Source organism: Xanthomonas sp. NCPPB 2250, from assembly GCF_056725265.1.
Genome location: NZ_CM161520.1, coordinates 864038 through 878084 on the forward strand (window position 1 = coordinate 864038; position 14047 = coordinate 878084).

14 protein-coding genes are annotated in these 14047 nt (G+C 69.1%); 8 read left to right on the forward strand and 6 right to left on the reverse strand.

Annotated features, from left to right (window positions below; all coding sequences use genetic code 11):
* Positions 1–510: 510 nt before the first annotated feature.
* Positions 511–1152, forward strand: coding sequence for a DUF6766 family protein (locus tag AC1PMG_RS03600; protein WP_481110693.1), 642 nt, complete (start codon positions 511–513; stop codon positions 1150–1152).
* A gap of 105 nt (positions 1153–1257) precedes the next feature.
* On the opposite strand, the gene AC1PMG_RS03605 is transcribed toward AC1PMG_RS03600, so the two are convergent.
* The 5 genes from AC1PMG_RS03605 to fabR all read right to left on the reverse strand — a co-directional run bounded on the left by AC1PMG_RS03605 (position 1258) and on the right by fabR (position 5486).
* Positions 1258–2160, reverse strand: coding sequence for a manganese catalase family protein (locus AC1PMG_RS03605; RefSeq protein WP_481110694.1), 903 nt, complete (start codon positions 2158–2160; stop codon positions 1258–1260).
* 122 nt (positions 2161–2282) lie between these two features.
* Entirely contained in the window at positions 2283–2789 is a 507-nt protein-coding gene (locus AC1PMG_RS03610; RefSeq protein WP_342072603.1) for a YciE/YciF ferroxidase family protein, read from the reverse strand.
* A gap of 74 nt (positions 2790–2863) precedes the next feature.
* Complete coding sequence (locus tag AC1PMG_RS03615; protein ID WP_017910118.1) at positions 2864–3376, reverse strand: ferritin-like domain-containing protein; 513 nt, start codon at positions 3374–3376, stop codon at positions 2864–2866.
* Positions 3377–3828: 452 nt separating this feature from the next.
* Complete coding sequence (locus tag AC1PMG_RS03620) at positions 3829–4695, reverse strand: SDR family oxidoreductase (protein ID WP_481110695.1); 867 nt, start codon at positions 4693–4695, stop codon at positions 3829–3831.
* Positions 4696–4841: 146 nt separating this feature from the next.
* The gene (fabR, locus tag AC1PMG_RS03625) at positions 4842–5486 is read right to left on the reverse strand and encodes an HTH-type transcriptional repressor FabR (RefSeq protein WP_017912841.1); all 645 of its coding nucleotides are present in this window, start codon (positions 5484–5486) and stop codon (positions 4842–4844) included.
* A 94-nt stretch (positions 5487–5580) separates the two neighbouring features.
* On the opposite strand from fabR, the gene AC1PMG_RS03630 reads away from it, so the two are divergent.
* The 3 genes from AC1PMG_RS03630 (at position 5581) to AC1PMG_RS03640 (ending at position 8391) form a co-directional block, all read left to right on the forward strand.
* The gene (locus AC1PMG_RS03630; protein WP_481110696.1) at positions 5581–6657 is read left to right on the forward strand and encodes a ferredoxin reductase; all 1077 of its coding nucleotides are present in this window, start codon (positions 5581–5583) and stop codon (positions 6655–6657) included.
* Between the two features lie 11 nt (positions 6658–6668).
* Complete coding sequence (locus tag AC1PMG_RS03635) at positions 6669–7793, forward strand: fatty acid desaturase family protein (RefSeq protein ID WP_481110697.1); 1125 nt, start codon at positions 6669–6671, stop codon at positions 7791–7793.
* 166 nt (positions 7794–7959) lie between these two features.
* Complete coding sequence (locus AC1PMG_RS03640) at positions 7960–8391, forward strand: low affinity iron permease family protein (protein WP_481110698.1); 432 nt, start codon at positions 7960–7962, stop codon at positions 8389–8391.
* Positions 8392–8470: 79 nt separating this feature from the next.
* Here AC1PMG_RS03640 and AC1PMG_RS03645 read toward each other — a convergent pair whose 3' ends face one another.
* Complete coding sequence (locus AC1PMG_RS03645; RefSeq protein WP_481110699.1) at positions 8471–8698, reverse strand: hypothetical protein; 228 nt, start codon at positions 8696–8698, stop codon at positions 8471–8473.
* Between the two features lie 197 nt (positions 8699–8895).
* On the opposite strand from AC1PMG_RS03645, the gene AC1PMG_RS03650 reads away from it, so the two are divergent.
* From AC1PMG_RS03650 to AC1PMG_RS03665, 4 genes are all read left to right on the forward strand, one after another.
* The gene (locus AC1PMG_RS03650; protein ID WP_481110700.1) at positions 8896–9237 is read left to right on the forward strand and encodes a hypothetical protein; all 342 of its coding nucleotides are present in this window, start codon (positions 8896–8898) and stop codon (positions 9235–9237) included.
* A 129-nt stretch (positions 9238–9366) separates the two neighbouring features.
* Positions 9367–11076 (forward strand): ubiquinone-dependent pyruvate dehydrogenase, encoded by a 1710-nt coding sequence (gene poxB / locus AC1PMG_RS03655; RefSeq protein ID WP_481111602.1) that lies wholly within the window; start codon positions 9367–9369, stop codon positions 11074–11076.
* 75 nt (positions 11077–11151) lie between these two features.
* On the forward strand, positions 11152–12588 hold the full coding sequence (locus tag AC1PMG_RS03660; RefSeq protein WP_481110701.1) for a sensor histidine kinase: 1437 nt from the start codon (positions 11152–11154) through the stop codon (positions 12586–12588).
* On the forward strand, positions 12573–13910 hold the full coding sequence (locus AC1PMG_RS03665) for a sigma-54-dependent transcriptional regulator (RefSeq protein ID WP_481110702.1): 1338 nt from the start codon (positions 12573–12575) through the stop codon (positions 13908–13910). The genes AC1PMG_RS03660 and AC1PMG_RS03665 overlap by 16 nt, the downstream gene beginning before the upstream one ends.
* Positions 13911–14047: the final 137 nt, after the last annotated feature.

Sequence of the window (14047 nt, forward strand, 5' to 3'; positions counted from 1 at the left end):
GACTGAAGGGCAATTCCAACAACGTGCTTTTCCGCGGCTCAGCGCGACATGTCGTGACCCTGGTAGGAGCGGCTTCAGCCGCGACGGGCGTTCCCGGTAGCGCCAATCGCGGCTGAAGCCGCTCCTACGGACGGGAATCCGCCGTGACATGTACCCTGAAGTCGCTCTCATGGTGCATTCAAGCGTGCGGGCGAAGGCGCGAGGACTTCTCGCGTTTCGCTCAGGCTGGCGACCCCTTGGAAAACGCCCCGCAGACGCGGTGTACGATGTTGGATGGATCGATGCCGCAGATATCGATCCAGGTGGACGCGTTTTCGTAGGAGCGGCTTCAGCCGCGACAGGGGCGTTCCCGCGAATTCGGTCGCGGCTGAAGCCGCTCCGACAGGTGATGGCATCGCCTGGCATCCGAGGCGGATCGTCCCAGCTTCTTCATCCACCCTTTGCCCGTCGCTGCCTATGGTCGCAGCGACGGCGCGCCGGCAGTGCGGCAGTGGAGGAGGAGCGGAGTCGATGTTCTGGAAACGCAACAGCCTGTCGATCGTGTTGCTGGCGCTGAGCCTGCTGTTCATGGCCGCTCAAGCGCTGAGCGGCCATCAGGCCTACAACGAGGAACTGCGCCAGCAGGGGCTGGCGGCGCTGCCGATGTGGCAGTACCTGCACAGCGGGCACTTCGTCGGCGCGTTGTTCGAGAACTGGGAGAGCGAGTTCCTGCAGATGGGCATGTACGTGGTGCTGACGGTGAAGCTGCGCCAGTGGGGCTCGGCCGAGTCGCGGCCGCTGTCGCCAGGGCAGGAGGACGACGCCGTCGCGCCGGGCCCGGCGCCTTGGCCGGTGCGCGCCGGCGGCATCTGGCTGGCGCTGTACGAGCGTTCGCTGGCACTGGCCTTCGGTGCGCTGTTCCTGCTCAGCTTCGTGCTGCATGCACTTGGCAGTTGGCGCCACGAGGTGGCCGAGCAGGCCATGCAGCATCGGCCGCCGCCGTCCTTCTGGGAGCACGTCAGCGGCGCGCAGTTCTGGTTCGAATCGATGCAGAACTGGCAGAGCGAGTTCCTGGCGGTGTTCGCGCTGGTGGTGTTGAGCATCTGGCTGCGGCAGAAGGATTCGCCGCAATCCAAGCCGGTGCACGCGCCGCATCGGCAGACCGGCGATTGATCGCGGCGCCACAGACGGTGCCGACCACGGCCAAGGGCGCAGACATGCGAACGCCGCGATGCTTGTGCATCGCGGCTTCGTTGCGTTGGAACCTGCGGTGAAGCGCTAGCGCGCCACGCTGCCCTTGGTGGAACCGGCGCCGGGACCGGCACCCAGGTCGGCACCGGTGGTCGGGTCGCTGTCCGGCTGCGACAGCGTACGCGCCGCCAGCGCCTGCACTGCGCTCTGTTCCAGTTCGCTCAGGCCCACGCTGGGCATCCCGCTGCCGCCATCCACCGCCACCTGGCGATTGCGGTCGGCAATGGACTCCCACTGGCTGCCGCTGTTCCAGGGCCCATGCATGTCGCCGTCGCCCTGCGACATGTCGTAGTAGCGGTCGGTGAAGGCCGGATCGCCCGGCAGCTTGCCTGGCGGGAAGTTCGGCTCGATCGAGTACAGCGCCTTCTCGAAGGATTTCTGGTGCGCCACCTCGCGGGTCATCAGGAAGGTCAGCGCATCGACGATGCCCGGATCGTCGGTGACGTTGATCAGGCGCTCATACACGATCTTGGCACGCGCTTCGGCGGCGATGTTGGAGCGCAGGTCGGCCGTCGGCTCGCCGATGCTGTCCACGTAGGCCGCGCTCCACGGCACTCCGCTGGAATTGACCAGCGCCGGGCCGCCGCCGTAGAGAATCTGCTGGGTCTGGCTGGTGTTGTTGTTGCGGGTGAGGTTGCGCATGTCCTCGGCTTCGGCCATGCCTTCGGACAGCACCGCCTTCGGCCCCTGGTTGAGCATGGCGATGATCGAGCCGATGATTTCCAGGTGGCTCAGCTCCTCGGTGGCGATGTCGTAGAGCAGATCCTTGCGGCCGGGATCGACCTCGCCGATGGCCTGGGTGAAGTAGCGCATCGCCGCGGCAAGCTCGCCTTGCGGGCCGCCGAACTGTTCCAGCATCAGCGAGGCCAGCGCCGGATCGGGTTGTGCCACGCGGACCGTGTACATCAGCCGCTTGTTGTGCATGAACATGGGGTTCTCCTGGAGTGCCGCCCGAACGTCGTGACGACGCAATGGCGCGACCGACGGCCGCGCGTGGGGGATAGGCGTCTGGGACGCCGCGACCCGCACTGAGCGGGCCGCGGCCGGGGCGGTCAGGCCGCCTTGCGCTTGCGTGCCGCTTCTTCGTTGCCGCCCTGCTCGGCGAGCAGGGTCAGCTTCTCGTCGGTGGACTTCTCTTCGTCGAGCGTTTCCAGCAGCAGGCTCAACGCATCGTCCATGCCCAGCTGCTTGGCCATGGCGGCGAGCGTGCCGTAGGACGCGATCTCGTAATGCTCGACCTTCTGCGCACCGCCGATCAGCGCGGCATCGCGCACCGGGCCGGCTTCGATCGACTCGATCACTTCCTTGCCTTCTTCTACCAGGCCTTCCATGGCGGCGCACTTGATCCGCTTCAGGCGCAGGTTGCCCTTTTCGACGATCTGGTCGATGCGTTCGATCTGGCCCTGGGTTTCTTCCAGGTGCGCTTCGAACGCCGCGCGCAGCGCCGGGTTGGTGGAGGCGCGCGCCAGCCGGGGCAATGCCTTGGTCAGCTGCTTCTCGGCGCTGTAGATGTCCGACAGCTCGTGGATGAACAATTCGTCGATGGTCTTGACGGCCATGGGGAGTCTCCGGTCGGTGATGGGTGGGTGCTGCGGGTGGGAATGTGCGCACGTCGTGCGGTGCACGACGGCGCTCAGTGCTTGGCGGTTTCGCCTTCGGTGCGTTCGCGCTTCAGGAACGCCAGGATCGTGGCTTCCTGATGCTCGATCAGCCACTCGGCCATGGCGATTTCCTGGTCGAGGATGGCGGCGCAGATGTCGGCGATCTCGGTCTGCCCGGCTTCCTTGGCGGCGATCACCAGGGAACGGTAGCTGGCGATCTCCATATGCTCGAAGGCGTAGCTCACGCCCAGGCTCTTGGCCACCTCGTCGCTCATCATCGAATTGCCGGCGGCGTGCACCGAGGCCATCACGCTGGCGACGGTGCCCTTGATCGTCGGGATCGAGCCGTCGAGGATCTCGATGCAGCGCTTGACCTGCTCGGACTGATCGCGGGTTTCGTTGACGTGCTGCTCGATGCGCGCCTTCAGCTGCGGGTAGTGCTCCAGGCGGCCGGCGGTGGCAGTGAGCATGGTGTTGGCCTCCTGCTCCATCGCGTAGGCGTCCTGCAGCCACTTCAACAAGCGTTCGGTGTTGCTTCGGGTCATGGATATCGCTCCAGATGTTGTGCGCGACGCACCTGCATCGCATCGCGCGTCCGTGTGTTTTTCCCCTGTGGGATCAACCTAGACCCGCCGCCGTTACAGCGGTTGCAGGGCAGGGTGAATGCTTTGCGAGATGCGGCGTGAGGAAACATGCACATGCGACGACGCAGGCGATGCCGCTCTCGCAAAGGTCTCTCGTAGGAGCGGCTTCAGCCGCGACAGGCATTCCCGGGAACGCCTGTCGCGGCTGAAGCCGCTCCTGCGTGAGAGTGCGTTGGATCTGCGAATGGCCTGCCGCCAGGATGGCGGCAGGCGTTGCATCACGCGTTGTGTTGCGCGTGAGCGCGTGTGGGAAACCAAAACTTCGAAAGACAGTTTCGGGAGAGCCATCGCGGCTGAAGCCGCTCCTACGGCGCTGCCAGCCGTGATGCTTTTCCGAATCCCGAATCCCAGCCTTACAGCGTCACCGCGCCACCCGAGATCGTCAGCAACGTGCCCGAGGTATAGCTCGAAGTATCCGCAGCCAGCAGCACATACGCCGAGGCCAGTTCCGCCGGCTGGCCAGGACGGCCGAACGGCGTCTGCTCGCCGAAGGTGCGCACCGATTCCTCATCCATGCCGGTGGGGATGAAGGGCGTCCAGATCGGGCCTGGCAGCACCGCGTTGACGCGGATCTTCTTCTCGGCGAGCAGGCCGGCCAGGCCGATGGTCAGGTTGGCCAGCGCGCCCTTGGTCGCCGAGTACGGCAGGATGTTGGGCGTGGGCTTCTTCGAGTTCACCGAGGCGGTGTTGATGATCGATCCGCCCTCCGGCATGTGCGGCAGCGCCAGCCGTACCAGGTGGAACGGCGCGTGCACATTGGTGGCGAAGGTCTTCTCCCATTCGTCGAGGGTGATCTCGTCGAAACTGTGGAAGTAGCGCTGGTAGGCGGCGTTGTTGACCAGCACGTCGAGGCCGCCGAAGGCGTCGGCCACGGTCTTGATCAAGGTCTCGGCCTGCGCGCGGTCGCTGATGTCGCACGGATGCAGCAGCGCGCGCACGCCGGCATCCTCGACCAGCTTGCCGATGCGCTCGGCGTCGTCCTGCTCGTCGGGGAGATAGGCGATGGCGACGTCGGCGCCTTCGCGCGCATAGGCGATCGCCACTGCGGCGCCGATGCCGCTGTCGCCGCCGGTGATCAGGGTGCGCTTGCCCTGCAGCAGGCCGTGGCCCACATAGCTGTTTTCGCCATGGTCCGGTTTCGGATCCATGGCCTGGGTCTTGCCCGGAAAGGATTGCTGCTGCGCCTTGAACGGCGGCGACGGATAGTTCGGAACGGCCATGTGCATGCCTCGTTGGGGGAGTGTCCAACGAGGGTGGGCAGGCGCAGGTAAAGCCGGGGCCAAGACCATGTCGGCGGCATGTCACGATGCGGGCAAGCGCCCGTGCCGGTCACTGTCTGCGGGAGCGACGCCGCGGCGCCGCGAACTCAGCCGGCGGCGAGCGTGCGCGCGCCGACGATGATCATGCGCAGCATCGCGGTGATCTGCCGGATCAGCTCCGGATCCTTCTCCGGCGGCAGGTCCATCGCGGTGGCGCCCATCGCGAACACCAGCCGGGTGATCGCCTTGGACACCAGCGCCGGCTCGTGCAGCGGCGCGCCCTCCAGCGCGGCCAGGCGGATCAGGTCCACGCGCAGTTCGTCCTCGAAATAGTTCAGCTCGCGGTCCACCGCATGCTTGAACGCGTCCGAGCCGACCGTGCCCTCGCGTAACAGGACGTGCAGCAGCTTGTCGTCGGCGCGCAACTGTTCCATGAAAGTCTCCACGGAACTGAGGATGATGCTGCGGCGGTTGCCGGCGGCACGCTGCCGCGCCTGGCCGATGATGGTGCGCAGCGAGCTGCCGGCCAGGTCGATCAGCGCCACCGCCAGCTCGTCCATGTCGCGGAACTGGCGGTAGAAGCTGTTGGGGGCGATGCCGGCCTCGCGGGTCACCTCGCGCAGGCTCAGCGTGGACACGCTGCGGTGCGGCCCGATCAGCTTCAGCGCCGCGGCCAGCAGGTCCTCGCGCGAGATCGCGCCCTTGCGGGCGTTCGGCGTGTCCGCGGACGGGGGAGGGGAGAGCGTCGTCATGGGCAGACCGGGCCAGGCAATGGGGGATGATAACGCCATTGCTGAATGCACAACTGTATAGACATCTGTATCTTCATCTGTATAGTGGACACCCATGAACGCTGCCCGCCGTCCCGCCAAGCTCCGCCCCGCCGCCCGCGCCCTGCGCGCCTGGGTCAAGCCGGACGTGTTCGATTTCTGGTCGACCCGGCTGCATCCGCTGTGGACCTGGCAGCGCCCGCGCGCCCGGTTGGTGCAGCGCGAGGCCGCCAGCAGCGATGCGGTGACCCTGGTGCTGCAGCCCAACCGCCACTGGCGCGGCCTGCGCGCCGGCCAGCACGTGGAACTGGGCGTGGAGATCGACGGCCGCCGGCTGCTGCGCAGCTACAGCCCCACGCCGCTGCCGGGCGGGCGCCTGGCGATCACGGTCAAGACCGTCGACGGCGGCCGGGTCAGCCAGTACCTGGCCGGCGCGGCGCGCATCGGCGAGGTGTTCGAACTCGGCCAGGCCTACGGCGAGATGGTGCTGCCGACCGCGCCGCACGGCCGCTGGCTGCTGTTGGCCGCCGGCAGCGGCATCACCCCGATGCGCGCGCTGCTGCGGCAACTGGCCGATGCCGGCATGCCGGCCGCCGTCGACCTGCTGTACTGGGCGCGGCGCCACGACCAGGTCTGCTTCCGCGACGAACTGCAGGCGCTGGCCGCGGCGCACCCGCGTTTCCGCCTGCACCTGGCCATCACCGGCGAAGGCGAAACGCCGGCGCCGCGTGTGGACACGCTGCCGCTCGACGCCCTGGGCAGCCTGGAGCAGGCGCAGGTGCTGGCCTGCGGCCCGGGCGGCTTCGTGCAGTCCGCGCGCGCGCGCCTGCAGCACCGCGTGGCCCGCTTCCAGGCCGAAGCGTTCAGCCCGCCGCCGGCCCCGGCCGATGTCGAGCAGGGCACCGTGGCGGTGACCCTGGCGCGTAGCGGCCGCGTGCTGCAGCTGCCGCGCGGCCAGTCGCTGCTCACCGCGCTGGAGGCCGAAGGCCTGCGGCCCAAGCACGGCTGCCGCATGGGCATCTGCAACAGCTGCGCCTGCGGCAAGCAGGCCGGCATCACCCGTGATCTGCTCAGCGGCGCGCACGCCGCCGAACCCGGTTCGCTGAAGCTGTGCGTCAACAGCGCCAGCAGCGACCTGACCCTGGACCTCTGAAGGACTTCCCCATGGCGGCTCCCCGCAACCGCGCACTCACCCCGGCCGAACTGCAGGCCTTCGGCGACGAACTGGATGCGCTGCGCATGCGCACCCTGGCCGACCTGGGCGCGCGCGACGCGCGCTACATCCGCCGCATCGTCGCCGCGGTGCGCTACACCGGCGTGGCCGGCCGTGCGCTGCTGTTCCTGGGCGCGTTCGTGCACAGCGTGCTGGTGCCGGCGTGGATCGCCGGCGTGCTGCTGCTGACCCTGTCCAAGATCCTGGAGAACATGGAGCTGGGCCACAACGTGATGCATGGCCAGTACGACTGGATGGGCGATGCGCACCTGAACGGCAACACCTACGAGTGGGACATCGTCGCCACCGGCGACAACTGGCGCAAGACGCACAACTTCAAGCACCACACCTATACCAACGTGCGCGGCATGGACGACGACATCGGCTATGGCCTGCTGCGCATCTTCCCCGAACAGCGCTGGCGTCCGTTCTACCTGGCGCAGCCGTTCATCGCGGTGGTGTTCGCGCTGCTGTTCGAATGGGGCGTGGCGATCCAGGACCTGCGCCTGGGCCGCTGGCTGGCCGGCAAGATGAAGCGCGGCGAATTGAAGCGCACGTTCCTGCCGGTCGGGCGCAAGATGGGCCGGCAGATCTTCAAGGACTACATCCTGTTCCCGGCGCTGGCCGGCCCGTTCTTCCTGCCGGTGCTGCTGGGCAACCTGGCCGCCAACGTGCTGCGCAGCATCTGGACCTTCGTGATCATCTTCTGCGGCCATTTCACCGCCGATGCCGAGACCTTCCCCAAGGACTCGATCAAGAACGAGTCGCGCGGGCACTGGTACCTGCGCCAATTGCGCGGTTCCTCCAATCTGGCCGGCGGCAAGCTGCTGAACGTGCTGTCGGGCAACCTCAGCCACCAGATCGAGCACCATTTCTTCCCGGACGTGCCGGCCAACCGCTACGCGTCGCTGGCGGTGCAGGTGCGCGAGATCTGCGCGCGCTACGGCCAGCACTACAACACCGGCTCGCTGCCGCGGCAGTTCGGCCAGGTGGTGTGGCGGATCGTTCGCCACGCCTTCCCGAGCCGGCCGCGCCCGGTGCGCGCGTTGCAGCCGGCGACGCAACAGGCCGGCTGAGCGTTGCGCGCAGGTCAAGCAAACAGGCGGGGGCGACCCCGCCTTTTTCGTTGGCCCGGCGCTGGCGCGATGTGCACGCCTCGCTCACGGGAGGCTGTCGATCATCCTTGGCCGCCTGCAGACGCTGGCGGCGGTGCAGGCGTCTCCCGTCGAGCGAGGGCCTGCGATGAAACCTGCCAAGCTGTTCAACGTCGTCGCCAAGAAGGCGTCGTATGCCGCCGGCACGCCGTGGACCTTCTGCATCGCGCTGGGCATCGTGCTGGTGTGGGGCCTCAGCGGCCCGGTGTTCGGCTTCAACGACACCTGGCAGCTGGTCATCAACACCGGCACCACCATCATCACTTTCCTGATGGTGTTCCTGATCCAGCACACCCAGAACGCCGACACCGCGGCGATGCAGATCAAGCTCGACGAACTGATCCGGGTCAGCGCCAAGGCCAACAACGAGCTGCTGGACCTGGAAGAGCTGGACGAGAAGCGGCTGGAAGAGATCCGCAAGCAGTACGAGGAACTGGCGCGCAAGGCCGGCGAAGCACTGCGTGCGCGCAATGCGCGCCAGGGCGATGGCCGCGAGACCCACGATCGCCCGAAGGGCTGATCCCGACGCGCATCCTCGCGTCGGCAAGGTGAGCGGCGTGCCGGCGATCGGCGCGACACGCCACTGCACGTTGCAGGCATCAGGCCGGCACGGCGCCGTCGGGATCGTCCGCTGCGGCGGACGCCGATGTGCGTTCGGCGGCGTGCAGGGTGTCGCCATGCGGCGGCGTGGCGCGGCCCTCGTCCGGTTCGGCAGCCGGTATCGACGAGGCCGTGTCGGACAGGGGAGATTGGGTCTGACGGCGGTAGGCGCGGATGGCGGCGTAAGCCGTGCCGGCCAGCGCAAGTTTCCAGAGTAGACCGGACATCGCAGGGCTCCAATGCGGAAGGAACGGCCAGCGTCGGCCAGCGCAGGTGGCGCAGGCGTGCAGGTCGCGTGCGCGCGGCGTGGTGGCGCGGATCGACGGCGCAGCGCTTGCTCGCGTGCTCTTCATGGCGCCTTGCGGGTTGGCTAACGCCTGCCGGCCTAGCGTGACGCGTTCCCACGCTTCTGCAGGAGATCGTCATGGCGCAGCGCACTTCACCTCCCACCGGCACGCACGACGTACGCCAGTCTGCTTACCGCGGCACGCAGGGCGATGTGTCCGCCGACAGCGGCGTGCCGCGCGGCCGCGACCGCGACGTGCCGTCGCAGCCCATGCCGCCGCCGCAGGCGCCTGCGCCACAGGATCACGGCGAAGACCGCAGCGGACGCAGCCAGCCCAACCTCGGCCAGGCCGGCACCTATGGCGCCACCGGCGAGCATGCCGGCGGCGCCCACGGCAAGGCCGCCACGCCCGGCAGTTATCACGAGGACGATGCGGACAACGCGGCGCACGATGCCGCTGCTGCACGCGGCGAAGACTAGCCGCACCGTGCGCTGAACACGGGAGGCGGCGGGCGCGGGCATGCAGCCGCTGCGCCACGCGTCGGTAACGCGCGCGGTGCGACCATGCCGCTCCCCACCCGGAGATCAGCACGTATGTCCAAGCAGACCATGGCCCGCCTGCTCGCCGAAACCCTGCACAGCGCGGGCGTGGAGCGGATCTGGGGCGTCACCGGCGACAGCCTCAACGGCTTGACCGATGCGCTGCGGCAGATGGACAGCATCGAGTGGATGCACGTGCGCCACGAGGAGGTGGCCGCGTTCGCCGCCGGCGCCGAAGCCGCGGTCAGCGGCAAGCTGGCGGTGTGCGCCGGCAGTTGCGGCCCGGGCAACCTGCACCTGATCAACGGGCTGTTCGACTGCCACCGCAGCCACCAGCCGGTGCTGGCCATCGCCGCGCATATCCCATCCTCGGAAATCGGCCTGAGCTATTTCCAGGAGACGCATCCGCAGGAACTGTTCCGCGAGTGCAGCCACTACGTCGAGCTGGTGACCAACCAGGCACAGATGCCGGAAGTGCTGCAGCGGGCGATGCGCACGGCGATCCTGCGCCGCGGCGTGGCGGTGGTGGTGATCCCCGGCGACGTCGCCCTGCAGGAAATGCCCAAGGGCACGCCGACGACGTGGCCGGCGCTGGCCGCGCCGCGCATCCTGCCGGCCGACGCCGACGTGGCCAAGCTGGCCGATCTGCTGCAGGCGAGCAAGGCCACCACCTTGCTGTGCGGCAGCGGCTGCGCCGGCGCGCACGACGAGGTGGTGGCGCTGGCCGATGCGCTCGGCGCGCCGATCGTGCACGCGCTGCGCGGCAAGGAACACGTCGAATGGGACAACCCGTTCGACGTCGGCATGACCGGCCTGATCGGCTTCAGTTCCGGCTACCAGGCCATGCTCAACTGCGACACGCTGCTGATGCTCGGCACCGACTTCCCGTACCGGCAGTTCTATCCCAAGGACGCCACCATCGTGCAGGTCGACAACGACCCCGCCGCGCTGGGCCGGCGCACGCCGCTGCAGTTGGGCATTGCCGCCGACGTGCGCGAAACCATCGCCGCGCTGCTGCCGCGCCTGCAGCGGCGCGAGGATCGCGGCTTCCTGGAGAAGTCGCTGGCCCATTACCGCAAGGCGCGCGAGGGCCTGGACGACCTGGCGGTGGCCTCGGCGCCCGGCGAGCCGCTGCATCCGCAATTCGTCACGCGCATGGTCGATGCGCTGGCCGATGCCGATGCGATCTTCACCTGCGACGTCGGCACGCCGACGGTGTGGGCGGCGCGCTACCTGACCATGAACGGCCAGCGCCGCCTGCTCGGTTCGTTCAACCACGGCTCGATGGCCAATGCGATGCCGCAGGCGCTCGGCGCGCAGGCGCAGTTCCCGCGCCGGCAGGTGATCTCGCTGTCCGGCGATGGCGGCTTCACCATGCTGATGGGCGATTTCATCACCCTGGCCCAGCTCGGCCTGCCGGTGAAGGTGGTGGTCTACAACAACGGCTCGCTCGGCTTCGTGGCGATGGAGATGAAGTCGGCCGGCTACCTGGACACCGGCACCGACCTGAGCAATCCGGACTTCGCCGCGATGAGCAACGCCATGGGCATCCTGGGCCTGCGCGTGGACGAGTCGGCGCAACTGGAGCCGGCCCTGCGCGAGGCGTTCGCGCATCCCGGCCCGGCGCTGGTGGACGTGCGCGTGGCCAGCCAGGAACTGGCGATCCCGCCGGCGGTCAAGCTGGAACAGGCCAAGGGCATGGGCCTGTACCTGCTGCGCGCGGTGATGAGCGGGCGCGGCGACGAGGTGTTGGAGCTGGTCAAGACCAACCTGCGCTGAGTCGCCGCAGGCACCGCGGCGCGGTTACGATCGCCGCGGTTCGCCCCGCCTCTTCCGTTGCGCCCAAGGACGTCCATGCCCCGTTCGCTGTTGCGGCAACTGCTGCTGATCTGGATCGTCATCGTCGCCGCCTGCGTGGGCATGGCGGTGGTGCTGGTCGGGCTGTACCGGCATAGCGAGGGCGTGCGCAGCGAACGCGCGCAGACCGGGTTGCGCGAGGTGTGCACGCGCATGGTGCAGCGCTACAACGGCGCCAGCGCCGCCGCCCACGGCAGCGACGGCACCGGCCTGGCGGCGGTGGTCTCGCAGCTGGTGCTGGCCGATGCCGCCGGCGTGGAAGGCGGCTTCTGGGACCGCCAGCGCGGCTTCGTCGCCTATGCCTATCCGACGTACGACGGCAGCGAGCACAAGACCGACGTGCCCTCGGCCGAGCGCAACGTCATCGTGTCCACCGCACAGCGCGGGGTACAGGCGCAGCACCCGGTGGACTATCGCCGCGACGGGCAGCGCGAGAGCCTGTTGATCGCGGCCTGCCCGCTGGACCGCAATGCCGCGGCCTGGGCCATGACCCGCGTGGCCTCCAGCGATGCCGCCGCCAGCCTGCCGCTGGCGTTGGGCATGGCGCTGATCCTGGCGCTGGTGGTGGTCTCGGCGCTGGCGCTGGGCTGGGTGGTGCGGCGCTGGAGCCAGCGCCTGCAGGGCATCCAGCAGGCGCTGGCGACGCCGGCCGAGGTGCCGCAGATCCCGCGCACCGGCGCGCCGGAGCTGGACCGGCTCGGCGCCGCGGTCACCGACTATGCGCAACGCAGCGCGCAGGCACTGGCCGAGACCCGCCGGCTCGGCGAGGAGCTGTCGCGGCACGAACGCCTGGCTGCGCTGGGGCGCATGACCGCGACCGTGGCGCACGAGATCCGCAACCCGATCGCGACCCTGCGGCTGGCGCTCGAAAACCAGATCGCCGCGCACGCGGACGGCGCCGACGACGCCCAGGCGCAACTGATGCTGGCGCAGATCCAGCGCCTGGACGGCGTGGTGGAAAGCCTGCTCGGCATGGTCCAGCCGATCCGCCTGCACCGGCAGACGGTGGCGCTGCAGCCGTGGCTGCAGGCGCTGCTGGATCCGGCCGACTGGGACGGGCAGGCGCCGCCGATCGCGCTGCGCCTGCAAGCGGCGCCAGAGCAGTGGATGCTGGATCCGCAGCAGGCCGCGCGCGCCCTGCACAACCTGCTGCGCAACGCCCTGCAGCACGCCACGCCCGGCACCGAGGTGATCCTGGTGGCGCAGGCCGAGAACGACCTGCTGCACCTGCGCGTGCGCAATCAGGGCGAGCCGGTGCCGGCGCCGGTGGCCGCGCATCTGTTCGAGCCGTTTGCCAGCGGCCGCAGCGATGGCAATGGCCTGGGCCTGGCGCTGGTGCGCGAGATCGCCCGCGCCCATGGCGGCGAGGCGCACTACACGCATCGCGACGGCATCACCGAGTTCAGCCTGGAGTTGCCATGGCGCGCATCCTGATCATCGACGACGACCTGGCCTTCCTCAGCACCCTGCAGGCGACGCTGCGCTCGTTCGGCCACGACGTCGTGGCCGTGGCCGATCCGCGCGAGGGCCTGGCGCGCCTGGGCGAGGGCGACCTCGACCTGGCCTTCGTCGACTTCCGCATGCCCGGCATGGACGGCATCGCGCTGATGCGCGCGCGCCAGGACGATGCGCAGGCCATGCGCGTGCCGCTGGTGATGCTCACCGCGCATGCCTCCAGCGGCAACACCATCGAGGCGATGAAGCTCGGCGCCTTCGATCACCTGGTCAAGCCGGTGGGCCGCGCCGACATCGCCGAGGTGGTCGAGCGTGCCCTGCGCAGCCGCGGCGATGATGCGCCGGAGGCCGCAGCGGCGATGCCGGCCGAGGAGGACGACGCGCTGCTCGGCCACAGCGCGGCGATGCGCACCGTGCACAAGCGCATTGGCCTGGCCGCCGCGTCCGACCTGCCGGTGCTCATCACCGGCGAAACCGGCACCGGCAAGGAACTGGCGGCGCGCGCGCTGCACCGTGCCAGCGCTCGCGCCGCGCAGCCGTTCGTGGCGATCAATTGCGCGGCGATTCCCGCCGAGCTGATGGAGAGCGAACTGTTCGGCTATCGCAAGGGCGCGTTCTCCGGCGCGGTGAGCGACCGCAACGGCCTGATCCGCGACGCCGATGGCGGCACCCTGTTCCTCGACGAGATCGGCGACATGCCCTTGCCGATGCAGGCCAAGCTGCTGCGTTTCCTGCAGGAAGGCGAGGTCTCGCCACTGGGCGGGCGCGGCGCGCAGAAGGTGGACGTGCGGGTGATCGCCGCCACCCACCGCGACCTGCTGCAGGCGGTGGACGCCGGGCGCTTCCGCAGCGACCTGCGCTACCGCCTCAACGTGGTGCCGATCGAACTGCCGCCGCTGCGCGAGCGCGGCGACGACATCCTGCTGCTCGCCCAGCACTTCCTGGCCGCCGGCGCCAGCACCCCGCAGACGCTGTCGACGGCAGCGCAGGCGCGCCTGCGCGCCTATCCCTGGCCGGGCAACGTGCGCGAATTGCGCAACGCCATGCAGCGCTGCCAGGTGCTGGTGCGCGCGCCGGTGGTGGAGGCGCACGACCTGGACGAACTGCTGGCCCAGCCCGCCGAGACGCCCACGGCGCTCGACACCGACACGCTGACCCTGCCGCAGGCGATCGCACAACTGGAACGGCAGATGATCCAGGCGGCGCTGACCCAGGCCCACGGCAATCGCGCCGAGGCCGCGCGCCGGCTCGGCATCCATCGCCAGCTCCTGTACCGCAAGCTCGACGAGTACGGGCTGTAGGCGGCGCGCTGGCGCGCGCCGCCGGGATTGGGGATTTGGGATTGGGGATTCGTGAAAGCGCCTGACATCAGGCTGCGGCACCCGCTTTTACGAATCCCCAATCCCCAATCTCCAATCCCGTTCCATCCACACCTGTC